The 24,332-nt window shown below is 68.2% G+C and carries 20 protein-coding genes and 1 pseudogene; 8 read left to right on the top strand and 13 right to left on the bottom strand.

Translation table 11 applies throughout. The features are described from left to right. Positions 1 to 38: 38 nt before the first annotated feature. The 6 genes from RT97_RS07440 to argH all read right to left on the bottom strand — a co-directional run bounded on the left by RT97_RS07440 (position 39) and on the right by argH (position 9,895). Complete coding sequence (locus tag RT97_RS07440; RefSeq protein ID WP_042578147.1) at positions 39 to 731, bottom strand: GntR family transcriptional regulator; 693 nt, start codon at positions 729 to 731, stop codon at positions 39 to 41. 185 nt (positions 732 to 916) lie between these two features. Continuing rightward, on the bottom strand, positions 917 to 2,365 hold the full coding sequence (locus RT97_RS07435; RefSeq protein ID WP_042578146.1) for an efflux transporter outer membrane subunit: 1,449 nt from the start codon (positions 2,363 to 2,365) through the stop codon (positions 917 to 919). Continuing rightward, positions 2,365 to 5,544, bottom strand: a complete 3,180-nt coding sequence (locus RT97_RS07430; RefSeq protein ID WP_042578145.1) for an efflux RND transporter permease subunit — start codon at positions 5,542 to 5,544, stop codon at positions 2,365 to 2,367. Before RT97_RS07430 ends, RT97_RS07435 begins: the two co-directional genes overlap by 1 nt. A gap of 9 nt (positions 5,545 to 5,553) precedes the next feature. Beyond that, on the bottom strand, positions 5,554 to 6,807 hold the full coding sequence (locus RT97_RS07425; RefSeq protein ID WP_042578144.1) for an efflux RND transporter periplasmic adaptor subunit: 1,254 nt from the start codon (positions 6,805 to 6,807) through the stop codon (positions 5,554 to 5,556). A gap of 174 nt (positions 6,808 to 6,981) precedes the next feature. Next, positions 6,982 to 8,460, bottom strand: a complete 1,479-nt coding sequence (locus RT97_RS07420; RefSeq protein ID WP_042578143.1) for a rhomboid family protein — start codon at positions 8,458 to 8,460, stop codon at positions 6,982 to 6,984. A 37-nt stretch (positions 8,461 to 8,497) separates the two neighbouring features. Continuing rightward, positions 8,498 to 9,895 carry an argininosuccinate lyase gene (gene argH / locus RT97_RS07415; RefSeq protein WP_042578142.1) on the bottom strand — a complete coding sequence of 466 codons (1,398 nt, stop codon included), beginning with the start codon at positions 9,893 to 9,895 and terminating at the stop codon, positions 8,498 to 8,500. A 58-nt stretch (positions 9,896 to 9,953) separates the two neighbouring features. On the opposite strand from argH, the gene RT97_RS07410 reads away from it, so the two are divergent. The 3 genes from RT97_RS07410 to RT97_RS07400 are packed head-to-tail and all read left to right on the top strand — an operon-like array spanning position 9,954 to position 13,071. Then, positions 9,954 to 11,030 (top strand): sensor histidine kinase, encoded by a 1,077-nt coding sequence (locus tag RT97_RS07410; RefSeq protein ID WP_042578169.1) that lies wholly within the window; start codon positions 9,954 to 9,956, stop codon positions 11,028 to 11,030. Continuing rightward, on the top strand, positions 11,027 to 11,779 hold the full coding sequence (locus RT97_RS07405; RefSeq protein ID WP_042578141.1) for a LytR/AlgR family response regulator transcription factor: 753 nt from the start codon (positions 11,027 to 11,029) through the stop codon (positions 11,777 to 11,779). Before RT97_RS07410 ends, RT97_RS07405 begins: the two co-directional genes overlap by 4 nt. Further along, the gene (locus RT97_RS07400; protein WP_042578140.1) at positions 11,776 to 13,071 is read left to right on the top strand and encodes an AI-2E family transporter; all 1,296 of its coding nucleotides are present in this window, start codon (positions 11,776 to 11,778) and stop codon (positions 13,069 to 13,071) included. The genes RT97_RS07405 and RT97_RS07400 overlap by 4 nt, the downstream gene beginning before the upstream one ends. 6 nt (positions 13,072 to 13,077) lie before the next feature. On the opposite strand, the gene RT97_RS07395 is transcribed toward RT97_RS07400, so the two are convergent. After that, positions 13,078 to 13,563 (bottom strand): winged helix-turn-helix transcriptional regulator, encoded by a 486-nt coding sequence (locus tag RT97_RS07395; RefSeq protein WP_042578139.1) that lies wholly within the window; start codon positions 13,561 to 13,563, stop codon positions 13,078 to 13,080. A 97-nt stretch (positions 13,564 to 13,660) separates the two neighbouring features. Between RT97_RS07395 and RT97_RS07390 the strand changes: the two genes are divergently transcribed. After that, positions 13,661 to 14,053, top strand: coding sequence for a tautomerase family protein (locus RT97_RS07390; protein WP_042578168.1), 393 nt, complete (start codon positions 13,661 to 13,663; stop codon positions 14,051 to 14,053). 18 nt (positions 14,054 to 14,071) lie between these two features. Here the strand turns inward: RT97_RS07390 and RT97_RS07385 are convergent, their stop codons facing one another. Continuing rightward, positions 14,072 to 14,596 (bottom strand): GNAT family N-acetyltransferase, encoded by a 525-nt coding sequence (locus tag RT97_RS07385; RefSeq protein WP_042578167.1) that lies wholly within the window; start codon positions 14,594 to 14,596, stop codon positions 14,072 to 14,074. Positions 14,597 to 14,645: 49 nt separating this feature from the next. Here RT97_RS07385 and RT97_RS07380 point away from each other — a divergent pair, with 49 nt between their 5' ends. After that, the gene (locus tag RT97_RS07380; RefSeq protein WP_042578138.1) at positions 14,646 to 15,566 is read left to right on the top strand and encodes a LysR family transcriptional regulator; all 921 of its coding nucleotides are present in this window, start codon (positions 14,646 to 14,648) and stop codon (positions 15,564 to 15,566) included. On the opposite strand, the gene RT97_RS07375 is transcribed toward RT97_RS07380, so the two are convergent. Both RT97_RS07375 and RT97_RS32425 read right to left on the bottom strand, forming a co-directional pair. Beyond that, on the bottom strand, positions 15,563 to 16,282 hold the full coding sequence (locus tag RT97_RS07375; protein ID WP_042578137.1) for a winged helix-turn-helix domain-containing protein: 720 nt from the start codon (positions 16,280 to 16,282) through the stop codon (positions 15,563 to 15,565). The two genes, RT97_RS07380 and RT97_RS07375, sit on opposite strands and share 4 nt — an antisense overlap. 81 nt (positions 16,283 to 16,363) lie before the next feature. Then, a complete protein-coding gene (locus tag RT97_RS32425) occupies positions 16,364 to 20,614 on the bottom strand; it encodes a beta strand repeat-containing protein (protein ID WP_367379259.1) in 4,251 nt (1,416 codons plus the stop codon). A gap of 154 nt (positions 20,615 to 20,768) precedes the next feature. Here RT97_RS32425 and RT97_RS34110 point away from each other — a divergent pair, with 154 nt between their 5' ends. Continuing rightward, entirely contained in the window at positions 20,769 to 20,969 is a 201-nt protein-coding gene (locus RT97_RS34110; protein ID WP_367379260.1) for a hypothetical protein, read from the top strand. A 137-nt stretch (positions 20,970 to 21,106) separates the two neighbouring features. Here RT97_RS34110 and RT97_RS34190 read toward each other — a convergent pair. Further along, positions 21,107 to 21,175 (bottom strand): annotated as a pseudogene (locus tag RT97_RS34190) (ESPR domain-containing protein); the annotation flags it as partial. A 625-nt stretch (positions 21,176 to 21,800) separates the two neighbouring features. On the opposite strand from RT97_RS34190, the gene RT97_RS07345 reads away from it, so the two are divergent. Then, entirely contained in the window at positions 21,801 to 22,046 is a 246-nt protein-coding gene (locus RT97_RS07345) for a hypothetical protein (protein WP_042578164.1), read from the top strand. After that, a complete protein-coding gene (locus RT97_RS07340; protein WP_253278172.1) occupies positions 22,043 to 22,315 on the top strand; it encodes a general secretion pathway protein GspL in 273 nt (90 codons plus the stop codon). The genes RT97_RS07345 and RT97_RS07340 overlap by 4 nt, the downstream gene beginning before the upstream one ends. 31 nt (positions 22,316 to 22,346) lie before the next feature. Here the strand turns inward: RT97_RS07340 and RT97_RS07335 are convergent, their stop codons facing one another. After that, positions 22,347 to 23,588 carry an MFS transporter gene (locus RT97_RS07335; protein WP_080898217.1) on the bottom strand — a complete coding sequence of 414 codons (1,242 nt, stop codon included), beginning with the start codon at positions 23,586 to 23,588 and terminating at the stop codon, positions 22,347 to 22,349. A 202-nt stretch (positions 23,589 to 23,790) separates the two neighbouring features. Continuing rightward, positions 23,791 to 24,318 (bottom strand): hypothetical protein, encoded by a 528-nt coding sequence (locus RT97_RS07330; RefSeq protein WP_042578133.1) that lies wholly within the window; start codon positions 24,316 to 24,318, stop codon positions 23,791 to 23,793. Between the last annotated feature and the right edge of the window lie 14 nt (positions 24,319 to 24,332).

Genomic DNA, 24,332 nt, shown 5'->3' with positions numbered 1-24,332 from the left:
CTGGTGGTTGTTCGAGCCAGGGCGGCCGGGCCGCGCGTTCAGCGGCGGCAGCTCTGCAGGCGGTCGTAGGCGTCGCTCACGTGGCGCGCCATCAGGTCTTCGCAGCGCGCGATGTCGCCCTTGCGCAGGGCCCGGGCGATGCGCGTGTGTTCGGCGATCGATGCGCGCATGCCGATGTCCTGCGACAGGTTCTTCAGGCGCGAGAGGTGCAGCTTCTGCACCACCGTGCGGTAGGTCGCGGCGAGTGCGTGGTTGCCGGCGGCCTCGACGATGGCCCAGTGGAAGGCGAGGTTCTCGCGGTAGTAGCGCTGCACGTCGTGTGCGTCGAAGGCCGCGTTCATCGCGGCGATGGAGGCATCGAGCCGGTCGGCCAGGGCGATGCGCGCGGGCGCTTCGAGCCGCGCCGCGCGGCGCCCCGCAAAGCCGTCGAGGAGGCCCCGCATCTCGTAGAGGTCGTGCACCTCGTCGGCGGTGGGCTCGCGCACGAAGACGCCGGCGTGCTTGCGTGCAACCACGAGCCCGGTGCTCTCGAGTTCGCGCAAGGCCTCTCGCACCGGCACCCGCGAGACGCCCAGCCGCAGGGCCACGTCGGGCTCGTTGATGCGTTGGCCGGGCTGCAGTTCGCCGCGCAGGATCATGGCCAGCATGTCGTCGCGCACCAACTTCGAGAGCGAGGTGTCGCGCACGGCCGAGAGATGGTCCGGAGCGGTTTCGACGAGCCAGGGAAGCATGCGATGGTCCTTGAGTTGGCGGAATATCGTATACGAATGGATCGACGGATGTCCACCGGCTTTACCCGTTCCAGCCTCGCGCAGCATGCGATTCCGGATGCGGTGGCGTGTCGAAAGACCAGCGGGCGCGCTCGTTGCCGAGGGCGCCCGCTGGCGATTTCGAGAAGCCGCTGGCCGGCCGGGCTCTAGCCGTTCTTGTCCGCGACTTCGCTCCAGCCGCCGCCCAGCGTCCTGTAGATCGTGAGGCGGTTGGTCTGCTCGGTGAGCTGCAGGCTGATCAGCGTCTGCTGCGCCGCGTAATGGGCGCGCTGCGCATCCAGCACGTCGAGGAAGCTGCTCGCGCCGCTCCTGAAGAGCGACTGCGACAGCTCGAAGCTGCGGGAGGTCGCGCCCAGCAGCGAGCGCTGCGCATCGAGCCGCTCGGCCAGCGTGCGGCGCTCGGCCAGCGCATCCGCCACTTCACGGAAGGCCGTCTGCACGGTCTTCTCGTAGGTCGCGAGCTGGATCTTCTGCTGCGCCTCGGCCATCTTCAGGTTCGCGCGGTTCGCGCCGCCGTCGAAGATCGGCACGCTGATCGAGGGCGCGAAGCTCCAGGCCTTGCTGCCGCTCGTGAACAGGCCCGAGAGCGTGCTGCTCGCCGTACCCGCCGAGGCCGTGAGCGCGATGCGCGGAAAGAACGCCGCGCGCGCCGCGCCGATGTCGGCATTGCTTGCGCGCAGGGCGTGCTCGGCAGCGCGCACGTCGGGGCGCTGCTGCAGCACGTTCGACGAGAGGCCGGCCGGCGGCACGAGCAGCTGCGCGGCCTCGGCCGTCGCGGTAGTCGGCAGCAATTCGGCCGGCGGCGTGGTGCCGACCAGGAGGGCGAGCGCGTTGCGGTCCTGCTCCACCAGGCTGTCGAACGCGGCCGCATCGGCCCGCGCAGCTTCGACCGTGCTTTGCGACTGCGCGAGCGCCAAGCCCGACTGCGAACCCAGCGCATGGCTGCGCTGGATCAGGTCGAACGACTTGCGCTGGCTCTCCAGCGTGCTGCGCGCGAGCGCCAGGCGCTGTTCGTCCGCGGCCAGCTGCAGCCAGGCCGTGGCCACCGAGGCCACCAGGCTGATCTGCGTGCTGCGTCGGGTTTCCTCGGTCTGGAAATAGCTCTGCAGCGCCGATTCGCCGAGGTTGCGCACGCGGCCGAACAGGTCAAGTTCGTAGGCCGTCATGCCCAGGTCGGCGCTGTATTGCGAGGAGATGCGCGCCTCGCCGCTGGTCGAGAGGCTGCCCGGCGTCCGCGAGCGGCTTCCGCCCGCGCCGGCGTCGACGGTCGGGAACAGGCCCGCGCGCGCGATGCCGTACTGGGCGCGTGCGCGCTCGATGTTGAGTGCGGCCACGCGCAGGTCGCGGTTGTTGGCGAGCGCGAGTTCGATCACGCCCTGCAGGCGCTTGTCGACGAAGAAGTCTCTCCAGCTGACATCGACCGGCGCAGCCGCGTTGGCACCGCTCGCGCCGCCCGAGGGCAGGGCCTGCGGCACCGGCGAGGCGGGCGTTTCATACGCGGGCGCGAGGTTGACGCAGCCCGAGAGCACGGCCGAAGCCACGGCCGCGCAGGCCAGCGAGCGCAGCGGAAAGTGGGGGAGGGATGTGCGTCGCATCATTGGCCTCCCTGTTCCGCGGCGGGCGCCGGCAATGCGCCCGGTACTTCTGCCTTCGCCGGCTTGCGCCTGCCCTCCAGCCACCCGCGGATCAGCGCGAAGAACAGCGGCACGAAAAAGATGCCGAGCGCCGTGCCGACCACCATGCCGCCCAGCACCGCGGTGCCGATCGACTGGCGGCCACCCGCGCCCGCGCCGGTGCCGATGGCCAGCGGCAGCACGCCGAAGCCGAAGGCCAGCGAGGTCATGAGAATGGGCCGCAGCCGCAGGCGCACCGCTTCCAGGGTCGCCTCGATCACGCCCTTGCCCTGCTCCTGTAGCTGTTTGGCAAACTCCACGATCAGGATCGCGTTCTTCGACGAGAGCCCCACCGTGGTCAGGAGGCCCACCTGGAAGTACACGTCGTTGCTCAGGCCCCGGAAGCTGGTGAACAGCAGCGCCCCCACGATGCCCAGCGGCACCACCAGGATCACCGAGAACGGCACCGACCAGCTCTCGTAGAGCGCGGCCAGGCACAGGAAAACGAACAGGATCGAGATCGCATAAAGCACAGGGGCCTGCGCGCCCGAGAGCCGCTCCTGGAACGACGCACCGGTCCACTCGTAGCCGATGCCTGGTGGCATCTGCTTCATCACCTCGTCCACCGCGGCCATCGCGTCGCCCGAACTCACGCCTGGCGCGGCATCGCCCACGAACTCGTAGCTCGGGCTGCCGTTGTAGCGCTGCAGTTGCGGCGAGCCGTAGGTCCAGCGCGAACTCGAGAACGCCGGGAACGACACCATCTGCCCGAGGCTGTTGCGCACGCTCCAGCGGTCGATGTCGGCGGGCAGCATCCGGAAGGCGGTGTCGCCCTGCATGTACACGCGCTTGACGCGGCCGTTGTCCAGGAAGTCGTTGATGTAGGTGCCGCCCATCGCGCTGGAGAGCGTGCTGTCGATGTCGGCCGTGGCCAGGCTCGCCGCGCCCGCGCGCGCATCGTCGATGTCCACCGCGAACTGCGGCGTGTCGTCCAGGTTGTTGCTGCGCACGTTCACGACCACGTCGGAGCGCTTGGACAGGAGCTCGATGACCTGGTCGCGCGCCTTCACCAGCGCGTCGTGGCCGAGGCCGTTGATGTCCTTCAGGTGGAAGTTGAAGCCCGCATTGGCGCCCAGCCCGCGCACCGCCGGCGGCAGCAGCACGAACACGCGCGCATCGCGGATGGTCGAGAGGTCCTTGTTGGCACGGCGCGCGAGCGCGGCGGCCGATTGCCCGTCGCCTTCGCGCTCGGCCCAGTCTTTGAGCTTGACGAAAGCGCGCGCCGAACTCTGGTCGCCGTTCTGCCCGGTGATGACGTTCACGCTCACCACCTCGGGTTGCTTGGTGAAGTAGTCCTGCATCTGCGTGACCACCGGCTGCAGCCGCGCGTCGGAGGCGCCCGGCGGCAGCGTCACCTGCACCTGCAGGAAGGCCTGGTCCTCGTCGGGAAGGAAAGATGTGGGCAGGCGCATGAACAGCACCGCCATCGCGGCCGCGATCAGCAGGTACACCACGATGCTGCGCTTGCCGCGCCGCACGATGCCGCCCACCACGCCCTGGTAGCGGTCGGCGCCCTTGTCGAAGTTGCGGTTGAAGCCCGCGAAGAAGCGATCGACCGCGCCCAGCACCCCTTTGCGCGGCACGGCGTGCTGGCCCTTGGCCACGGGCTTCAGGAGCGTCGCGCACAGCGCCGGCGTGAGCGTGAGCGCCACGAACACCGACAGCGCCATCGCCGAGACGATGGTGATCGAGAACTGCCGGTAGATCACGCCGGTCGAGCCGCCGAAGAAGGCCATCGGGATGAACACCGCCGAGAGCACCAGCGCGATGCCCACGAGCGCGGGCGTGATCTCGGCCATCGACTTGCGCGTGGCCTCCTTGGGCGAGAGGCCTTCTTCATGCATCACGCGCTCGACGTTCTCCACCACCACGATGGCGTCGTCCACCAGGAGGCCGATGGCCAGCACCATGCCGAACATGGTGAGCGTGTTGATCGAGTAGCCGGCAATCGAGAGCACGCCGAAGGTGCCCAGCAGCACCACCGGCACCGCAATGGCAGGAATCAGCGTCGCGCGGAAGTTCTGCAGGAAGATGTACATCACCAGCACGACCAGCAGCATGGCCTCGGCCAGCGCCTTGACCACCTCGTCGATCGACGCGCTCACGAAGGGCGTGGTGTCGTAGCTCACGAAGGTCTGCAGCTGGTTCGGAAAGAGCGGCTGCAGTTCGGCCACCTTGGCCTTCACCGCCTCGGCCACCTGCACCGCGTTGGCGCCGTCGGCCAGCACCACGCCCAGGCCCGCGCCGGGGCGGCCGCCCAGCTGCGAGCGCACGGTGAGGTTCTCGGCGCCCAGCTCCACGCGCGCCACGTCGCGAAGGCGCACCACGGCGCCGTCGGGCGTCGCGCGCAGCACTACGTTCTCGAACTGCTCCACCGTCTGCAGCTTGCTGCGCGCGGTGATGGTGGCGTTGAGCTGCTGCTGCGCCCCGGCGGGCAGCGCCCCTAGCTGGCCGGCCGAGACCTGCGCGTTCTGCGCGGTGATGGCGCTGCCCACGTCCGAGGGCATGAGCGCGTACTTGCGCAGCTTGTCCGGGTCCAGCCACAGGCGCATCGCGTAGCCGGTGCCCAGCGTCTGCACCTCGCCCACGCCGTCGATGCGGCTGATCACGTCGACCAGGTTGCTGCTGATGTAGTCGCCCACGTCCACCGCGGAGGCGCTGCCGTCGCCCGAGTACATCGAGACGATCAGCAGGAAGTCGTTGCCGCCCTTGGTGACGGTGACGCCGCGGCTTTGCACCTGCTGGGGCAGGCGCGACATGGCCTGCTGCAGCTTGTTCTGCACCTGCATCTGGGCCACGTCGATGTTGGTGCCCGCGTTGAAGGTGAGCGACAGGCGCGCCACGCCCGAGGAGTTGCTGGTCGACTGCATGTAGAGCAGGTTGTCCAGCCCCTTCATCTGCTGCTCGATGACCTGGGTGACCGAGTCTTCGACCGTCTTGGCCGAGGCGCCGGTGTAGGTGGCGTTGATCGACACGCGCGGCGGCGCGATGTCGGGGTACTGCTCCAGGGGCAGCGTGCGGATGGCCATCAGCCCGGCGAGCATGACGACGATGGAGAGCACCCACGCGAAGATGGGGCGGTCGATGAAGAACTGGGCCATGGCGGGGCCTCAGCGCGCGACGGTGGCGGAGGCGGCGTCGGGCGCGACGGCGGCCACGGGCCCGGGAGCCGGCCTCGCGCCCGCTGCGGGGCTGGTCGCCGGCTTCGCGCCGAGGTCGACCACGCGCACCCTGTCGCCGACCTTCACGCGCTGCGAGCCTTCCATCATCACGCGGTCGCCCGCGGCCAGGCCATCGATCACCTGCCAGTGCGTGCCGACCGCGCGGCCCACGCTGATCGGGCGCCGGGCCACCTTGCTCTCGGTGTCGATCACCAGCGTGGAGGCGCTGCCGTCCGGCGCGCGCGTGACGGCCTGTTGCGGCACCAGCAGCGCGGCCTGGTTCACGCCTTCCTGCAGCACCGCGCGCACGTACATGCCGGGCATCAGCATCCGGTCGGGGTTGGGCACCACCGCGCGCAGCGTGACGCTGCCGGTGCCGGCATCGACGGTGACGCCGCTGAAGGTCAGGCGCCCGGCGTGCGGGTACTTGCTGCCGTCTTCCAGCAGCAGCTGGATGCTCGCCTCGGCGCCGTTCGCGCGCTGCAGGCGGCCGCTGGCCAGTTCGCGCTTGAGGCGCAGCAGTTCGCTGCTCGACTGCGTGACGTGCACGTGCATCGGGTCCAGTTGCTGCACGGTCGTCATGGCGGCGGTCTGGTTGGCGGTGACCAGCGCGCCCGGGGTCACGGTGGAGAGCTCGGCCCAGCCGGTGATCGGCGAGGTGATGCGGGTGTAGCCCAGCTGGATGCGCGCGGTCTGCTCGGCCGCGCGGGCCACGCCCAGGTCGGCTTCGGCCTGCTGCTCGGCGGCCTGCGATTCGTCGAACACCTGGCGGCTGATGGCGTCGATCTTCACCAGTTCGGCGTTGCGCCTGGCCACGGTGCGGGCCGTGGCCAGGGCCGACTCGGCCTTGCGCGCGCTGGCCTGCGCGCTCGCATGGGCGGCCTGCAGCGAGGCGGGGTCGAGCTGGTAGAGCACCTGCCCGGCCTTGACCTGCGAGCCTTCTGTAAAGAGCCGTTCCTTCAGGATGCCGCCGACCTGCGGGCGGATCTCGGCGATCACCGGCGCGGCGGTGCGGCCGGGGAGCTCGGTGCTCAGCGCGAGGGTTTCATGCTTGAGGGTGACGACGCCGACTTCCTTTTCTGGTGCGGCGGCCGCCTTGGCCCCGGTGGGCGTCTCCACGCTGGTGCGTGAACACCCTGCGAGCGCGGCAATGGCCAGGGCCGTAACGAGCAGGGCGAAGCGGGAGGGGGTGTGGTCAGGCATGAATCAGGCAACGGAAGTAGGAAAAAGCCCCGGATGGAGCGGGCGGGCAGCCCCAAGTTCAATGAGGCGCGGGCGCAAGGGCCGGCTTTACACGCCAGACGCAGCAATTGCAGTGCCACATGCTGCCAACGGCGCTCTACAGGGGCATGACAGCCCCCGGGTGCCGGTGTGGTTTCATGCGCGCTGCAGGGCGCGCGTGACCATGTCGTTGGGCGCGAGCCGCAGCAGGTGCGGCAGGAGTCCGACGGCCTTGTCGCGCTCGCCCGCATGCAGCAGGCCGTTGGCGCACACCGAGAGCGTGTCGGCCAGCTGGGGATGGTCGGGCGCGGTCTTCAGCAGGATGCGGCACAGCATGTCGGCATCGCCGAATTCGCGGATGCGGGCGAACCGGCGCGCGAGCCGCGCCATGTCGTCGGGCTTCAGGCGCAGGCCCGGCCTGGCCTGGTCGAGGTAGGTGCGGTAGCTCGCGTGCTGCAGGGCGATCGTCTCGGGGTCGGTCGCGGGCAGGCGGAAGATGCGGCGCGCGGCCTGGTGGAAATCTTCGCTCGCGGGCTGCAGGCGCGCGGTGTTGAACCAGGCGCGCAGCGTGTCGGTGTCGCCGGGGCGCAGGGCCGCCGCGGCGCGCCATTCGGCCGCGGCCTGGTCGAACTTCATCGCGGCGGCGAGCCGGCGTGCGGCTGCCACGTGCGCATCGAAGCGGTCGTCGTCGTTCGCCATTTCCGACTTCACGGTCTCGGGCGTCTTCACGCGGCCCAGCAGCATGGCGCCGCCCATCAGTGCGGCGCCGGTGAGCAGGCCGCCCAGGTGGGCCATGTAGGCGACGCCCTCGTCGGCGAGCCAGTGCTGCATCAGCTCGTTGACGATCCAGGCCGGCAGCAGGAGCAGGGCCGGCGCGCTCACGTAGTTGAAATAGAAGAACAGCTGGTAGAAAAAGCGGATGCGCCGCAGCCGGTACATCACCGCGTACATGCCCATCAGCGCGGAGATCGCGCCCGAGGCGCCCAGCCCGTACGAGCCCTTGCCCGCATAAGCCCAGGCCGCCAGCGCCGAGCCGCCGATGGCGCCCAGCAGGTAGAAGGTCAGGTAGGTGCTGCGCCCCAGCGCCAGCTCGACCGAGGCGCCGAATAAAAAGAGGAACAGCATGTTGCCCAGCAGGTGGCCGGTGCTGCCGTGCAGGAAGGCGGAGGTGACCAGCGTCCAGGGTTTGCTGAACCCGGCGTCCTGGCCGTAGTCCTGCGCCCAGCGCTCGGTGAAGGGGGCGGGCAGCATCGACTCGTACTGCTGGCGGTCGCGCTTCCACTCGGCGTACTGCGGGTGCGACGGGGTGATGATCTCTTCGGCCTTGAGCTTCTTCTGGAAGTCCCTGTCATGCGCCATGGCCTCGATCAACTGGTCGTAGACCTTGGCCTGCAGCATGCGCTCGGCCAGCTTGCCGCGCTTCGCGTCGGTCTTCTTCAGCTGCTCCACGAAGGGCGGCAGTTCCAGCTCGGGCAGCACGCTCCTGGCGTAGTAGTGGGCGGCGCGCTCGCGTGCGGTCTCTTCGCTGCGCTGCGGCCCCCACCACACGATCATGTTGACGAGGATCAGCAGCACCGTCAGCCACGGTGGGTTGCGCCAGCTCGGTTTGTTCTCGAGCGGGATGGCGTAGAACACGGTTCGGCGGCCGGTTGCTGCTGATGCTGTGCCGCGATCAACCTAGGCGCTTGCGATGGCGCGCGATCTGCGCCTTCACCTGCGCAGGCGCGGTGCCGCCGAGGATGTTGCGTGCGTTCAGCGAGCCGCGCAGGCTCAGCACGTCGTACACGTCCTTCTCGATGCTCGGGTTGAACTGCTGCAGCACCGCGAGCGGCAGCTCGGCCAGGTCGACCTTGTGCGAGGTGGCGGCCTTCACGGCGTGGGCCACGGTTTCGTGCGCGTCGCGGAAGGGCAGGCCCTTCTTCACGAGGTAGTCGGCGAGATCCGTGGCGGTGGCGTAGCCGCGCAGGGCCGCGGCTTCCATCGCCTCGGGCTTCACGGTGATGCCGCCGATCATCTCGGCAAAGATGCGCAGGGTGTCCTTGAGCGTGTCGACGGTGTCGAACAGCGGCTCCTTGTCTTCCTGGTTGTCCTTGTTGTAGGCGAGCGGCTGGCCCTTCATGAGCGTGATGAGCGCCATCAGGTGGCCGACCACGCGGCCGGTCTTGCCGCGGGCCAGCTCGGGCACGTCGGGGTTCTTCTTCTGCGGCATGATCGACGAGCCGGTCGTGAAGCGGTCTGCGATCTGGATGAAGCCGAAGTTCTGGCTCATCCACAGGATGAGTTCTTCGCTCATGCGGCTCACGTGGACCATGCACAGGCTTGCCGCCGCGGTGAATTCGATCGCGAAGTCGCGGTCGCTCACGGCGTCCAGGCTGTTCTGGCAGACGCCATCCATGTTCAATGTCTTGGCAACCAGCTCGCGGTCCAGCGGGTAGCTGGTGCCGGCGAGGGCGGCGGCGCCCAGCGGCAGGCGGTTGACGCGGCGGCGCACCTCGCCCATGCGCTCGGCATCGCGGCTGAACATTTCCACGTAGGCCAGCATGTGGTGGCCGAAGCTCACCGGCTGGGCCACCTGCAGGTGGGTGAAGCCGGGCAGGATCACATCGACGTTCTTCTCGGCGATGTCCACCAGCGCCTTCTGCAGCTCGGTGAGCAGGTCGCCGATGAGGTCGATCTCGCCGCGCAGCCACAGGCGCACGTCGGTGGCCACCTGGTCGTTGCGGCTGCGGCCGGTGTGCAGGCGCTTGCCGGCGTCGCCCACCAGCTGGGTGAGGCGCGCCTCGATGTTCAGGTGCACGTCTTCCAGGTCGAGCTTCCACTCGAAGACGCCCGATTCGATTTCGCTGCGAATCTGCGCCATCCCACGTTCGATTTCGGCGTGGTCCTGCTTTTGGATGATCCCTTGGGCGGCGAGCATGCCGGCATGGGCAAGGGAGCCTTCGATGTCGGCCTGCCAGAGGCGCTTGTCGAAGAAGACGCTGGAGGTGTAGCGCTTCACCAGGTCGCTCATCGGTTCGGAGAACAGGGCCGACCAGGCTTCGGATTTCTTGTCGAGTTGGTTTTGGGTCATGGGAGCCGTCCAGGAGGCAATAATGGGTTGGTCACCCGATGTATCTGTGATGTCTGCGATGCGCAACCCGGCGATTTTATCGGCCAGCCCTGGCTCCACGTCCCCGACGCCGTCGGAAAGGGCTCGCGCCCCCCTGCGCGGCGCACCTTCGCTGTTCGATGCGTGCCAGATCGGTGTGGTGCTGCGCACGGTGGTGTTCGTCGAGGTGGTGGTGGCCATCGCCGCGCTTTTCGTGGTCGCTACGCCCGGCGAATGGCTGGTGCAGACGGCCACCGTCACCGGCGGCGCCTTGCCCGCCACGCTGCTGTGGCTGGTCACGGCCTGCGGGCTCAAGAAGCAGTTGCGGCGGCTGCCGCGCCAGTGGCAATACGCGGCGGGCGCCATGCTCGGCGCGCTCGCATCGCTTTATGGCTGCGGGCTGCTGCGCCTGACCGGCGTGCTGGCCAACGCACCGTGGCTGGCCAGCGCCCTGGCCGGGGCGCTCTTCGCAGGCCTGGTGATGACCGCGATGGCCCTGCGCGCGCGCGGCCAGACGCCCGCCGCCACGACGGCACGGCTCGAAGAGCTGCAGTCGCGCATCCGCCCCCACTTTCTGTTCAACACCCTCAACAGCGCCATCGCGCTGGTGCGCGAGGAGCCGGCCAAGGCCGAGACCATGCTCGAAGACCTGGCCGAGCTGTTCCGCCAGGCGCTCGCCGACCCTGGCGAATCGGGCACGCTGGCCGACGAGATCGCGCTCGCCGAGCGCTACCTGGCGATCGAGCAGGTGCGCTTCGGCGACCGGCTGCGCATCCGCTGGGACCTCGATGCCGCAGCCAGCAATGCGCGCCTGCCGCCGCTGCTTCTGCAGCCGTTGGTCGAGAACGCCATCAAGCACGGCGTGGAGCCCAGCCCTGAGGGCGCCAAGCTGCGCATCCGCACCGAGCGGCGCGGCAGCATGGTGGTGATCGAAGTGGTCAACAGCCTGCCGCCGCTGCGCTGGGCCGACGAGCCGCTGCCGCGCGGCCACGGCATCGCCCTGGCCAACGTGCGCGACCGCCTGCGCCTGTTGCACGACATGCAGATGCAGTTCAGCGCCGGAATGGATCAGAAAAACTACCGGGTGCGCATCGCGATCCCCGCCGAATCACCATGAGCCTCAAGACCCTGATCGTCGACGACGAAGCCCTGGCGCGTTCGCGCATGCGCACGCTGCTGCGCGATTGCACCTCGCCCGCCGCCGAAGTGGTGGCCGAGGCCTCGCAAGGCGCGGAGGCGCAGCAGCACCTGGCCGCGATGGACCTCGACCTGGTGCTGCTCGACGTGCACATGCCCGGCGTCGACGGCATCGAGGTGGCGCGCGCGCTGCGCAGCCGGCCCGATGCGCCGGCCGTGGTGTTCGTCACGGCCCATGCGACGCACGCGGTCACCGCCTTCGAGCTCGACGCGGTCGACTACCTGACCAAGCCGGTGCGCGCCGAGCGGCTGCAGCAGGCGCTGCAGAAGGCCGAGCGCTTCCTGAAGGAGCGCCGCGCGTTGCAGGCCGCGGCCCCGGCCGCCCCCGAGACCGTGCTGATCCAGGACCGCGGCCGTGCCGAGCGCGTGCCGCTGTCCGAGGTGCTGTACCTGAAGTCCGAATACAAGTACCTCACCGTGCGCACTGCCACGCGCAGCCACATCCTGGACGGCTCGCTCAACGAGTTCGAGGAGCGCTATCCGAACCGCTTCCTGCGCGTGCACCGCAACGCGCTGGTGGCGCGCTCGGCAATACGCGCGCTAGAGAAATACGACGACGGCGAAGACGCCGAAGGCTGGGCCCTCCGGCTCGATGCGATTCCCGAACCCGTCGCGGTATCGCGGCGCCAACTCGCCGCCGTGCGCGAGGTGCTCAAGGAAACGCGATGAACGACGAACACAAACCCCCAGCGCCCGACAAACTGCCGCCCGCAGAGACCCCACAGCCGCAACCGGCGCCCGCGCCTGCGGCTGCCGAAGCCCCCCGGACGCCTGCGCCTCCCGCGCCTGCCTCCCCATCTGCTTCTGCTTCCACACCTTCATCCGCACCGGAGGAGCCCGCTGCCGCCCAGCGCCGGCGCCTGATGCTGCACATGCCGGTCGACGTGCGCAGTGCCTCGCTGGTGGTGCTCGCCGTGCTGGCCGGCGTGTTCGCGCTGCAGTGGGGCCAGGCGGTGTTCATTCCGTTGATGCTGAGCCTCCTGCTGACCTACGCACTCTCGCCGCTGGTCGAAATGCTGCATCGCTGGCACCTGCCGCGCTGGATCGGCGCGGCGCTCATCCTGGTGGGCTTGTTCGGGGGCATCGGCTGGACCGGCTACTCGCTCTCGGGCAACGCATCGCAACTGGTCGATTCGCTGCCGGTCGCCGCGCAGAAGCTCGGGCAGGCCATGCGCCGCGACAAGGGCGCCAGCGCGACGCCGCTCGAAAGCGTGCAGCAGGCCGCCGCGCAGCTGGAAAAAGCCGCCGAGGAAAACTCCGCGCGCGTCGCCTCGCGCCGCGGCGTGGCCCGCGTCATCATCGAGCGGCCCGGCTTCAACGTGCGCGACTACCTGCTCAGCGGCACGGTGGGCCTCCTGAGCGCGCTCGGGCAGTTCACGCTGGTGGCCTTCCTTACCTATTTCGCGCTGTGCTCGGGCGACACTTTTCGGCGCAAGCTCATCAAGATTACCGGCTCGAGCCTGCAGAAGAAGAAGGTCACGGTGCATGTGCTGGACGACATCACGCGCAACATCGAGCGCTACCTGCTGGTGCAGATCCTGGTGAGCGTGGTGGTGGGCGTGACGACCGGCCTCGCGTTCTGGGTCATCGGCGTGGAGAACGCGGCCGTCTGGGGAATCATCGCGGCCGTGACCAACCTCATTCCCTACATCGGCTCGGTGATCGTGCTGGTGGCTGCGGGGCTGGTGGCCTTCTTGCAGTTCAACAGCCTGCAGATGGGCATCCTGGTGGGCGGTGTGTCGCTGGCCATCCACACGGTCATCGGCAACCTGCTGATGCCCTGGCTCACCAGCCGCACCAGCCGCATGAACCCGGTGGCGGTGTTCGTGGGTGTGATCTTCTGGGGCTGGCTCTGGGGCATCTGGGGGTTGCTGCTGGGGATCCCGATCACGATGGTGATCAAGGCCATCTGCGACCGGGTGGAAGACCTGCAGCCGATCGGCGAGCTGCTGGGCGAGTAGGCGCGCTCAGCCCGCCGGGGCTTTCTTTCGCGCTGCCTTTGCCTTCGCAGGCAGCTTCTTGACGTACGTCGCGGCCGCATCGAGCGGCTTGCCGTCGTGGGTGCGCAGCTCGAGCTTGCGCACCGGCTTGCCGCTGTCGCGCTCCAGCAGCACCGAGTGGGCCTCGCCCTTGCCGTATAGGTGCTGCTCGCCCCAGTGCCTCAAGCCCACCACCACCGGGAAGAGGCCGTTGCCCTTGGGCGTGAGAACGTACGCCTGGTACGTCGTGCCGTCGGACGCGGGCGCGAGCGCAAGGACGCCCTCCTGCACGAGGTTTTTCAGCCGGTCCGCAAGGATGTTCTTCGCCACGCCCAAGCTCTGCTGGAATTCGCCGAAGCGCTTCATGCCGTCGAACGCGTCGCGGATGATGAGCAGCGACCACTGGTCGCCCACGATGTCGAGCGAGCGCGCCATCGGGCAGGTGTCTTGTTTGAGGCTTCGTCTCTTGGCCATGGGCCGTATTAGACGGGGGATGGTCTTCCGGTGGCAAATCGAAACCTGAATGCCTGCGCGGGACCGATGGGAATCGGTTTTCCGTAAGGTGCCGGACATGCCATACCTCCAACTCGATGTGAACGGCCGCCATGAAGTGGCCGACAAGAAGCGCCTCGCGCGCAAGCTCTGCGAAACCTATGCGGAGATGATGAGCGTCGACATCCGCCGCATCAGCGTCGCGATCCGCGAGGTGGGCGAGGGCGGCGTCTGGCGCATCGTGGACGGGGAGCCTGTCGAGGTGTCGGTGCTCATGTGCGACATCCGCCGAGGCCGCTCTGCCGAGTTGCGGCTCGAAGTTGCGAAAGCCTTGTGCGCCGATAGCATCGAGATCCTGGGGCTGCGCGAAGACCGCCTGAACGTCGAGTTCACCCAGCATTCGGGGGACGAGATGTACCACCCGACGCTCGGCGGCTACAGCCCCGAGTGGTCCGAGGACGAGGCCGGCTGAGCGCCCGGGTGCGGGGGCTCAGCGCAGGGCGCGCTGCATCAGCACGGTATCGACCCACTGCCCGAACTTGAAGCCGACGTTGCGCAGCACGCCCACGGTCTCGAAGCCGAGGCTTTCGTGCAGGCGCTGCGAACCGGCGTTGGCGCTGTTGCCAACCACCGCCACCATCTGCGTGAAGCCGCTGTCGGTGCAACGCGCGATCACCGCCTGCAGCAGCGCGCGTCCGATGCCGTGGCCGTGCAGGCCCTCCGCGACGTAGATCGAGTCTTCCACCGTGTGGCGGTAGGCGGAGCGGGCGCGGTAGGGGCTCGCATAGGCGTAGCCGACCACCTGGCCTTCCTTCAGCGCGACGAGGTAGGGAAGGCCCCGGCGCAGCACCTCGGTGCGGCGGGCCTGCATCTGCTCGACGGAGGGCACTTCTTCCTCGAAGGAGCACAGGTCGTGCTGCACGTAGTGGCTGTAGATGGCCTGCACCGCGGCCATGTGGCGAGGCGCGGCATCGAGGATGTCGATGGTGGAGGAAACGAGGGTTTGTGAAGGCATGCCCCGGATCTTGACCATCCGCCATCGATAAGTGAAGCTTCGATGATCTATGCAAGGCATAAGGAATACTTTGGAAAAGACGCTCAACCTGGACCAGCTCAAGTCCTTCGGCCTGGTGATCGAAACCGGCAGCTTCTCGGCCGCGGCCGACCGGCTCGGCCTCACGCAGCCGGCCATCAGCCTGCAGGTGCGCCAGCTCGAGCGCAGGCTTGCGGTGCGCCTCATCGAACGCGTCGGCAAGCGCGCCCGTGCCACGCCAGCCGGCATGGAGCTGCTGCGCCATGCGCACCACATCGAGACCGCAGTGGACAACGCCATCGACGCCCTGGCCGATCACGCGAGCGGCGTGACGGGCCGGGTGCGCCTGGGCACCGGTGCCACGGCGTGCCTGCATTTCCTGCCGGCCGTGCTGCGTGCGCTGCGGGAAGAATTCCCGGCGCTCGGCATCGTGGTGAGCACCGGCAACACCGAAGACCATGTGCGCAAGGTCGAGGAGAACAGCATCGACCTCGCGCTGGTCACGCTGCCCGCTGCGGGCCGTTCGTTGAGCGTCGTGCCGGTGCTCGACGACGAGTTCGTCGCCATCGGCCGCAGCGACCTCGCGCCCCTGAAGGCGCGCGTGACTCCGGCCGATCTGGCTGCGTTGCCGCTGGTGCTGTTCGAGCCCGCGGCCAACACGCGCAAGCTGGTCGACCGCTGGTTCGCCGCCGAAGGCCTGCAGCCGCAGCCCGTCATGGAACTGGGCAGCGTCGAGGCGATGAAGGTGATGGTGGCCGCGGGGCTGGGCTACGGCATCGTGCCGCGCATGGCGACGACGGGGCGCGGCGCCCACCCCGACCTGAAGACCAGCCGCCTCGCGCCGCGCATGCACCGCACGCTGGCCGTCGTCATGCGGCGGGACAAGCCGGTCAACAAGGCGCTGCGCGTGGTGCTCGATGCGATCGTGGCGACGGGGAAGTCGCGCCGCTAGCGGGTACGCGCCTGCATGTGCGCTTCGCCCGCCGGGTGGACATGCCGCGCCGGAACGCTCGCGAGCTGGTAGCCCGTGCCGTAGATCGAGCGCAGCACGTACCCGTTCGCGGCCTCGAGCGCCAGCTTCTTGCGCACGCCCGCCGCGCACACGTCGATCACCCGGCCCACCGAGCGTCCGGTTGGCGCCTTCCAGATCGAGTTCCAAAGCCACTCCCGCGTCAGCACGCGGTCGACGTTCTGAAACAGCGCCGACGCGAAGGCGAAGGACTGCCTGGAGAGACGGACCTCGCGATCCCGAAGAAACACCACGCTCGATTCATCGACGAGGCGATAGGCGCCCCGCACCAGCTCCCCGGACATCGTTGTCCGCAACGCAGGTGCGCCGCCTTCCAGGACGGCGGGTATCCGACGCGCCAGTTCCTCGCGCCACAAGGGCAGGCCCTTCCAGGCGCCGCCTTGCGGAATGACAAGGATCGCCAGGCCCAGCACCTCGCATGCTGCGCGCAGGCTGGTGTGCGTCAGCTCGTCTTGCGATGCGAGCAGCAGCAGGTCGAAGTGCTCCCCACGGCCCATTGCGGCGAGCAGTTCGGCGATGCCGGCAAACGAGGCCACCCGGTGGTTGGTCGCTCGCAGACTGTCCTGCACCGCGGCGCAGTGCGAATCTTTTTCATCCAGAAGTGCCAGTGACAACGGGCTGCGCGAACTCTCCGTCATCCTGTGGCGCGACCTCGTTCTGTTGGCTGGCGGCCGCGGGTGTTGCCGCCGCCGGCAGCGGCCCGCGGTGCGAACCGGTGCTCAATCGAACTCATAGCCCACGCCCACGCCGATGTTGAACTTGGTGCCGCTGTAGCCGCCGTTGACTTTGTAGACCCACTTGCCGTTGTCCGAGCGCGAGGAGAAGCCGACAGCCATCGCGCTGTAGCCCGAGTAGTTGCCCACCCCGACCGCCAGCAGCGTCTTGCCCGGCGTCATCGCCTGCGGCAGCGAACTCATCGCGGTGGCCATGGCCACGCCCGAATAGGCAATGCGCTGCGTGCTGCCGATCTGGCCTTGCAGCTGGTTCTGTGCGGCCGTCAGCTGCCCCAGGTTGACCGCATCCGTCGGCGCCACACCCGGCGCCACGTTCGAGATGCGCGTGCCGTTGGGCGCCTGGCCGTTGCCCATGTTGACCTGGCCGTAGTTGACCGAGCCGTCCGGGTTGGTCGCGTACTGCACGCTGCCCGCGGCCACCGCGCTGGCGCTGGCCCGCAGTTGCGCGACGTTGGTGGCGTCGCTGTCGGCCGTGCCCGCTGCCACGCCGGTGATCTGGCGGAACTGTCCGCTGGCCGCATTACCCACCGACACCGCAGCCTGCGTGCTTGTGGTGGCGTTGACTGCCGCCGCCTGCTGCGCAGCCGCGTTGGCAGGCACGTAGCCGGCCACGCCTGCCGCGGTCGACGCCACCGAGCCGGAACCCAGCGCGACACCGCCGCTTTGCTGCACCACCGCACCGAAGCCGATGGCCGTGCCCTTGGAGACGTTCTGCGCCTGGCTCAGCGGCGTGCCGCCCGCATCCGCGTTGTCGCCCAGCGCCACGCCGCCGCTGCCTGAGCGGGCGTTGGCGCCGATGGCCTGCGAGCCGGTCGCCAGTGCGCCGGAGCCGATCGCGATGGCGTCGGTCCCCGTGGCCTGTGCGCCGAAGCCGATGGCCACCGCACCGTCGGCTGTCGCCTTCGCGCCGTTGCCGGCGGCGAAGGAGTTGGCGCCGCTGGACACCGACTGCGGCCCGATCGCCACCGACTCCTGGCCGATGGCCTGCGAATCCGCCGCCGTCGAGTTGGCGTGGAAGTACTTCGTGCCGGTGTTGTAGATCGTGCTGACCGTCGTGCTCAGGTTGCTGACGTTCAGGTTGGTCGTGCTCAGGCCCGTGGACAGGCTGGAGATGCCGCTCGTGGCGGTGCTCAGACCCGTCGATGTGGAGGTCGAGAGGCTGCCGATGCTGCTGGTCGCGGTGCTCAGACCGGTGGACGTCGAACTGGACAGGCTGCTCACGCTGCTGTTGGTCGAGCTCAGGCCTGTGGACAGGCTCGAGATGCCGCTCGTGGCCGTGCTCAGGCCCGTGGACGTCGAAGTCGACAGGCTGGCCAAGTTGCTGTCCGTGGTGCTCAGCCCGGTCGACAGGCTGCTGATGCTGCTGGTCGCAGTGCTCAGGCCCGTGGAGGTCGAAGTTGACAAGCTGCTGATGCTGCTGGTGGCCGTGCTCAATCCGCTCGATGTCGATGTCGACAGGCTGCTGATGCTGCTGTTGGTCGTGCTCAGGCCTGTGGACAGGCTGGAGATACCGCTCGTTGCGGTGCTCAGGCCGGTGGAGGTCGAGGTCGAGAGGCTGGCGAGATTGCTGTCCGTGGTGCTCAGGCCGGTGGACAAGCTACCGATGCTGCTTGTCGCGGTGCTGAGGCCGCTAGAGGTCGAGGTCGACAGGCTGCTCACGCTGCTGTTGGTCGTGCTCAAGCCAGTGGACAGGCTCGAGACACCGCTCGTGGCGGTGCTCAGGCCCGTAGAGGTCGAGGTCGAGAGGCTCGCGAGATTGCTGTCCGTCGTGCTCAAGCCGGAGGACAGACTGCCGATGCTGCTCGTGGTCGTACTCAGCCCGGTGGACAGGCTGCTGACGCTGCTGTTGGTGGTGCTCAGGCCTGTGGAGAGGCTGGAGATGCCGCTGGTCGCTGTGCTCAGACCCGTGGAGGTCGACGTCGACAAGCTGGCCAGATTGCTGTCCGTCGTGCTCAAGCCTGTCGATAGGCTGCCGATGCTGCTCGTGGCGGTACTCAGACCAGTCGAGGTAGACGTCGAGAGGCTGCTGACGCTGCTGTTGGTCGTGCTCAGTCCGGTTGAGAGGCTGGAGATACCGCTGGTCGCTGTGCTCAATCCGATCGACGTGGATGTCGAGAGGCTGCTGACGCTGCTGTTGGTGGTGCTCAGGCCTGTGGACAGGCTCGAGATACCGCTGGTGGCGGTGCTCAGGCCTGTGGAGGTCGAGGTGGACAAGCTGGCCAGGCTGCTGTCCGTCGTGCTCAGGCCCGTGGACAAGCTGCCGATGCTGCTTGTAGCAGTGCTCAGGCCCGTCGACGTGGACGTCGAGAGGCTGCTGACGCTGCTGGTCGCGGTGCTGAGACCCGTGGAAGTCGAGGTCGAAAGGCTGGCTAGGTTGCTGTCCGTGGTGCTAAGCCCGGTGGACAGACTGCCGATGTTGCTGGCCGCTGTGCTCAGACCCGTGGAGGTCGAAGTCGACAAGCTGTTCACGCTGCTGTTGGTCGTGCTCAATCCGGTGGACAGGCTCGAGACACCGCTGGTAGCCGTGCTCAGGCCGGTGGAGAGGCTGCCGATGCTGCTCGTGGCCGTGCTCAGGCCGCTGGACGTGGAGGTGGACAGGCTCGCCAGACCGCTGTTGGTCGTGCTCAAGCCGGTCGAGAGGCTGCCGATGCCGCTGGTCGCAGTGCTCAGGCCCGTGGAGGTCGAAGTCGAGAGGCTACCGATACTGCTGGTCGCGGTGCTGAGGCCGGTCGATGTCGAGGTGGACAGGCTGCTCACGCTGCTGTTGGTCGTGCTCAATCCGGTGGACAGGCTTGAGATGCTGCTGTTCGCAGTGCTCAGGCCCGTCGACGTGGAGGTCGAAAGGCTCGCAAGGCCGCTGTTGGTCGTGCTCAGCCCTGTGGACAGGCTGCCAATTCCGCTGGTCGCAGTGCTCAAACCCGTGGAAGTCGAAGTCGACAAGCTGCTGATGCCGCTGGTGGCAGTGCTCAAGCCGCTCGATGTGGAGGTCGACAGGCTTGCCACGCTGCTGTTGGTCGTGCTCAGGCCCGTCGACGTGGAGGTCGACAAACTGACGATTCCGCTCGCCGAAGTGCTCAGGCCTGTCGACAGGCTGGCGACCGTGCTGTTGGTGGTGCTCAGGCCGGTGGACAGGCTCGAGATGCCGCTGGTGGCAGTGCTCAGGCCCGTCGACGTGGAAGTCGAGAGGCTGCTGATGCTGCTGGTAGCTGTGCTCAGGCCTGTCGAAGTCGAGGTCGACAGGCTGGAGATGCCGCTGCTCAGCGTGCTGGCCACGGTGTAGAGCTGGCTGCCGTTGATTGCGTCGGTGCTGGCAGCGCCCACCAGGCCCGCTGCAACGTTCTGGATGCGCCGCTCTGCGCCAGGTGCCCCGACGCTCACCACGCCTGCCGAGGAGTTGGCGCCCGCGAACGTGCCGAAGGTCGTTGCGCCGATCGTGGCATTGCTGACCGTGCCGGTGCCTCCGGTCTTGCCCGATGCCGTGGCGGTGGTGGTAGCGCCCGAGCCCAGTGCCACCGATCCGGCCACGCTGGAATTGGCGCCCAGGCCGATCGCGACGCCCGAAGTCGCTGCGGAAACAACGGTGGATTGGCCGCCGATGGCAATCGAATCGGCCGCGGCGGCCGACGCGCCGCCGTTGGCATTCGTTCCCAGCGCTGTGGCCCCAGCTCCCGATGCATTAGCCGTGCGACCGATGGCCGAGGAAAAATCACCGCTGGAATTGGCGCCGGAGCCGACCGCGACGCTGCGATTCCCGGAGGCGCTCGCGTTGGTGCCCAGCGCCAGCGCATTGGTGTTGCTGGCCGTTGCGGCATAGCCGAACGCTGCGGATGTCGCGCCGGTGGCCGTCGCAATCGTGCCGAATGCCGTGGAGCCGCTGCCCGTGGCATTGGCCGAATTGCCGAACGCCGTGGAAGGGGCCAGGCCGCTGGCATCGCCGATGGCCAGCGCATTCGTGCCAAAGGCCATGTCGTTGCCGAAGGCGCCATTGGCGTTGTTGCCGAAGGCGGTCGCGCCGCCGCCGTTCGCCCTGGCGCCGGTGCCGATGGCCGTCGTGTTGGAGCCGCTTGCAAAGCTGTTCAGTCCGACAGCCACGGCGCCGCCCGACAGGGCATTGGCGCTGGTGCCGATGGCGATGGCGTCATCGCCGGTGGCCCTGGTCGGGTTGGTTCCGGCCCCGATCGCCAGCGCGCGGTTTCCGGACGTCCCTCCCAGCGTGGCCGTGCTGCCGATGCGCATCGCGTTCGTGGTGGTCCCGCCGCCCAGGCCCAGGTTGCCCGAATTGACGAAGAGGTCGCCGCCAATGCTCAGCGAATTCGCGCCCACGCCGCTGCTGGGGCCGTAGAAGAGGGCGCGGTTGGTCTGCGTCGACTTGTCGGTCGTCACGCACCGGGTGTCCGCAGTTCCTATCGCCGCATTGGTGGGGACGCCGCCGTTCGCGCCGCCGTACACGCCGCCCGCCGTGTTGTTGCCGCCGGAATTCGCAGCGCTCGGCGCCGTCGTGCCCGAGTACAGGCCGATGGGCGAGAGGCCCTGGGTATCGAAGGTCCACAGGCAGCCGTTGTCGGTGCCGTCGTTGATGAAGATGCCGTAGCCAGCCGCCGCGGGCAGGCTCATCAATCCGAGGCAGGCGGCGAATGCCGCGCTCGAGAGGGCTGCAAGCCGGAATTTCTTCCGGGCGGGGCGCGCACTGCTGCTGCACAGGCTTGCAGCGGGCTTGCCCCTGGCGCTGAAAATTTCCGCGACGGCCACCCAGGCGCCAAGCGATTCGTTCCAGATGGAGCGGTAATTTTTATTCATAACCAGTTTCGTTGAGTAATTCCAGGAGGCGACGGTCAGGGTGATGCATGCATTCCCGTCTCAATCGCGCGGCGGATCGAGATGACATGTCGTGAGGGGGCTGCCCGATTCGCTGCGATATCGCCTTCGCAGCCGTGCGTGTGCGCCGCCGGCGAAGCGTTGTGCGCGTCGCTCGGCGTCTTGCCGTCCCTGTTAACTTTGTTATCAAAATTCCGAGGCGCGAGTCTAGGAGCAGCTAGTTGTTTTCATCCGTTAACTTTTGCGCGCCATTTCGAGCGTTTTCGATGAATGACGTCGTTTGCTAACGTTTAAGCGCGCTTTTGTGAGATTTGTCTCGTCGGATACAAATGCAACACAGTCGCGCTAGTCGATCGGGGGCTCCCCGAGCACTGGCGTGAAATAGTGAACAACTGCGCATCAAATCTGAGGCTGCGGCTTCAATTCGATGACGTATGTGAACCACTTCCTGGGGATCGGCAACGCCTTCGCCTATCTTCCGGTCTTGCAACCCGGTGGCGATTTCGCGAGCAGGGTGAGCCCGACATCTCTTGCAGATCCTTGAACCCCATGACCGCAAAAACCCGTCCCCATGCCGCTTCCGCGCGCGAAGCAGAAAAAGTACCCCATGCTTAACCCGTTCCTGCCGGACATGAATCCGGACGAGCCACCCGCACCCAACCTGCGACCGGCCTGCATGGGGTGGCTCCCGTTGCTGCTGTATGCCATGACGACCGCTGCCTTCCTGGCCATGGCCATGCGCATGCAGAACATCGTGGTCGCTTCCCTTTTCGTGACAGCGGCCATGGTGTCGCTGGGCGCAGGTGTCGTCCTCGGATTGAGCGTTTGGATATTTCCCGAGCTGCCGCGATGAGCGACGCCGCACCGCCCATGGATGCCGGCATCGTCCGCAGCCCGAGCAACTGGCGAATGGCATTGATCGCCGCGCTGCTGGGCCTGCTCGTCATGCTGGTTGTGACGCTGGCGTGGCTTGTGGGGTATCAGGTCGAAGCCGCACAGGAGCGGCGCTCGTTCGAGGCCGCGCTGCGCGAAGCGGATGCGCGCTGCTTCGAGCTGGCAACGCGTCGCGAGACCGACGCGTGCCGGGCGACCAACGCATTGCGCGGCCGCCCGGCGGAATAAAAAAGAAAAGAAGAACCCGCGCTATCGGGCGTTATTCGGGAATGGCCGCCAGCGGCGCCCCGCCGCGCGCACGGCCCAGCGTGCCGACGATCAGTGCGGCGATCAACACCAGCACACCGCTCAGCACCATCGCGCTGGAGATGCCGAAACTGTCGACCGTGAGCCCGCCGATGAGCGCGCCCGAGGCGATCGCGACCTGGAAGCCGCTCACAAGCAGCGCCTGTCCGGCTTCGGGTGCGTCGGGCACGGCTTCCATCATCCAGCCGGTGAGCGCCACTGGAATCAGGCCGAAGGCCACGCCCCAGATGAAGACCACCACCGCGCCGGGCACGAAGCCGCTGCCGATCATGGTGGACAGCAGCAGCGCCGTGGCCAGCATCAGCGCCGCCAGCAAGGTGGTGCCGCGCACGCTGCGCGCCACCAGGCTGCCGCCGACGAAGGTGCCGATGAAGCCGACCGCGCCGTAGACCAGCAGCAGCGTCGACACCGCGTTGGGCTCCAGGCCGAACACCTGCTGCAGCAGCGGCTTCAGGTAGGTGTAGGCCGCGAAGTGGCCGGCGATGAAGAACAGCACCGCGAGCAACCCGACCTGCGCCATGCGGCGCGTGAGCGGCGTGAGCAGGTCGCGCGCACCGATGGCGCGCACCGGCGGGATCGCGGGCAAGAGCCACAGCTGCACCACCAGCACGAACGCGGCGAGCGCACCGGTCACCGCGAACGAAGCACGCCAGCCGAAGAGCGTGCCGAGGAACGAGCCCGCGGGCACGCCGAGCACCGTGGCGGCCGACACGCCGGCCAGCACCAGCGACATGGCGCGTGCCTTCGAGGCGTCGGGCACCAGTTGCGTGGCGGCAGCCGGTGCAAAGGTCCAGAAGCCGCCCACGCACAGGCCGAGCAGCAGGCGCGCGACGAGCATCGTGGCGAAGTTGGGTGCAAACGCGGCGAGCAGGTTCGAGGCGATCAGCAGGGTGGTGAGGGCGATCAGCACGGTGCGCCGGTCGAGCTTGCCCGACGCGACGATCAGCGCCGGCCCGGCGAAGGCGGCGAGCACGCCGGGCATGGTGACCATGAGGCCGGCCGTGCCGTCGGACACGTTCAGGCCGCGCGCGATGTCGGTGAGAAGGCCGATGGGCATGAACTCCGTCGAGACCATCGCGAAGGTGCCGACGGCAATGGAGCCGACCGCGAGCCAGGCCGAGCGGGTCGTCTTGACCAGCCCGGATGCCGGCGACAGGTCGTCGACGCAGGGGGTGCTGCTGGGTGCATTCATCATGAGAGGGGTCCTGGGGCGCATGGGCCAGGCGCGGGCCGATGCTTGTTGCGGGAGTCCAGGGAGTGTGAAAGCGCAAGCCCTCGCGACAAAGGGGCCCCACGGCAGTAGTCAGTTTCCCCTGGGCTAACAATCGGCCCTTTTCTCAACGCCGTGGCTGCCGGCCCGCTCGCCGTGGCGGCTATCGCCACCACGCCACCACCTGCTACCGCGTCTGCAGCACCCGGCCGTCGGCAATGAACGAGTCGCCGACCAGCACGCGAAAGCCCGCACCTTGCGCAAAGCGGGGCCTGGCAAGCTCCGGTGCCAGGAACTCGATGTCGAGCGCATGCGCCTTCCCGCGCTCGAGCACTTCGCCGTGCGGCACGAACCATCGCGCGGAAAAACCTTCGTTGTCGATCACCAGCGCGCCGCGGTATTCCCCGGCGCCGAGCGGCACGTCGTGCACCGGCAGTGCCGGCGGACGCAGCGTGAGCGCGACCTGCAGATGCGGCGTGAACGCGCCCAGCGCATCGAAGGTCACGGGCTCGGGCGGCGGCGCGCGGCGCGGCAGCTTGCCGATGAGCCACGCGATCACGTTGCCGATGATCGGCACCCACAGCACCATCAGCAGCGTGGCGATGTCGCGCGTGGTGGTGCCGCGCTCCGCGTAGTGCCGCACCACCGCGCCGGTGACCGCCACGCACAGCAGGATGATGACGATGAGCTTGCGGCGGAACTGGATCTTGGTCATGGATGTGCGGATGA

The organism is Variovorax paradoxus, from assembly GCF_000834655.1.
In the GTDB taxonomy this organism is placed as follows: Bacteria; Pseudomonadota; Gammaproteobacteria; order Burkholderiales; family Burkholderiaceae_C; genus Variovorax; species Variovorax paradoxus_F.
This window is presented reverse-complemented; position numbering and strand designations above follow the sequence as displayed.

What these genes read in the sequence shown, in the direction of transcription:
- RT97_RS07435 (WP_042578146.1), bottom strand. Translation starts at nt 2,365, where the DNA reads ATGCGACGCACATCCCTCCCCCACTTTCCGCTGCGCTCGCTGGCCTGC.
- RT97_RS32425 (WP_367379259.1), bottom strand. Translation starts at nt 20,614, where the DNA reads ATGCGCATCGGCAGCACGGCCACGCTGGGAGGGACGTCCGGAAACCGC.
- RT97_RS07330 (WP_042578133.1), bottom strand. Translation starts at nt 24,318, where the DNA reads ATGACCAAGATCCAGTTCCGCCGCAAGCTCATCGTCATCATCCTGCTG.
- RT97_RS07405 (WP_042578141.1), top strand. Translation starts at nt 11,027, where the DNA reads ATGAGCCTCAAGACCCTGATCGTCGACGACGAAGCCCTGGCGCGTTCG.
- RT97_RS07375 (WP_042578137.1), bottom strand. Translation starts at nt 16,282, where the DNA reads ATGACGGAGAGTTCGCGCAGCCCGTTGTCACTGGCACTTCTGGATGAA.
- RT97_RS07335 (WP_080898217.1), bottom strand. Translation starts at nt 23,588, where the DNA reads ATGATGAATGCACCCAGCAGCACCCCCTGCGTCGACGACCTGTCGCCG.
- RT97_RS07395 (WP_042578139.1), bottom strand. Translation starts at nt 13,563, where the DNA reads ATGGCCAAGAGACGAAGCCTCAAACAAGACACCTGCCCGATGGCGCGC.
- RT97_RS07440 (WP_042578147.1), bottom strand. Translation starts at nt 731, where the DNA reads ATGCTTCCCTGGCTCGTCGAAACCGCTCCGGACCATCTCTCGGCCGTG.
- argH (WP_042578142.1), bottom strand. Translation starts at nt 9,895, where the DNA reads ATGACCCAAAACCAACTCGACAAGAAATCCGAAGCCTGGTCGGCCCTG.
- RT97_RS07410 (WP_042578169.1), top strand. Translation starts at nt 9,954, where the DNA reads ATGCGCAACCCGGCGATTTTATCGGCCAGCCCTGGCTCCACGTCCCCG.
- RT97_RS07425 (WP_042578144.1), bottom strand. Translation starts at nt 6,807, where the DNA reads ATGCCTGACCACACCCCCTCCCGCTTCGCCCTGCTCGTTACGGCCCTG.
- RT97_RS07430 (WP_042578145.1), bottom strand. Translation starts at nt 5,544, where the DNA reads ATGGCCCAGTTCTTCATCGACCGCCCCATCTTCGCGTGGGTGCTCTCC.
- RT97_RS07390 (WP_042578168.1), top strand. Translation starts at nt 13,661, where the DNA reads ATGCCATACCTCCAACTCGATGTGAACGGCCGCCATGAAGTGGCCGAC.
- RT97_RS07400 (WP_042578140.1), top strand. Translation starts at nt 11,776, where the DNA reads ATGAACGACGAACACAAACCCCCAGCGCCCGACAAACTGCCGCCCGCA.
- RT97_RS07380 (WP_042578138.1), top strand. Translation starts at nt 14,646, where the DNA reads ATGCAAGGCATAAGGAATACTTTGGAAAAGACGCTCAACCTGGACCAG.
- RT97_RS07345 (WP_042578164.1), top strand. Translation starts at nt 21,801, where the DNA reads ATGCTTAACCCGTTCCTGCCGGACATGAATCCGGACGAGCCACCCGCA.
- RT97_RS07340 (WP_253278172.1), top strand. Translation starts at nt 22,043, where the DNA reads ATGAGCGACGCCGCACCGCCCATGGATGCCGGCATCGTCCGCAGCCCG.
- RT97_RS07385 (WP_042578167.1), bottom strand. Translation starts at nt 14,596, where the DNA reads ATGCCTTCACAAACCCTCGTTTCCTCCACCATCGACATCCTCGATGCC.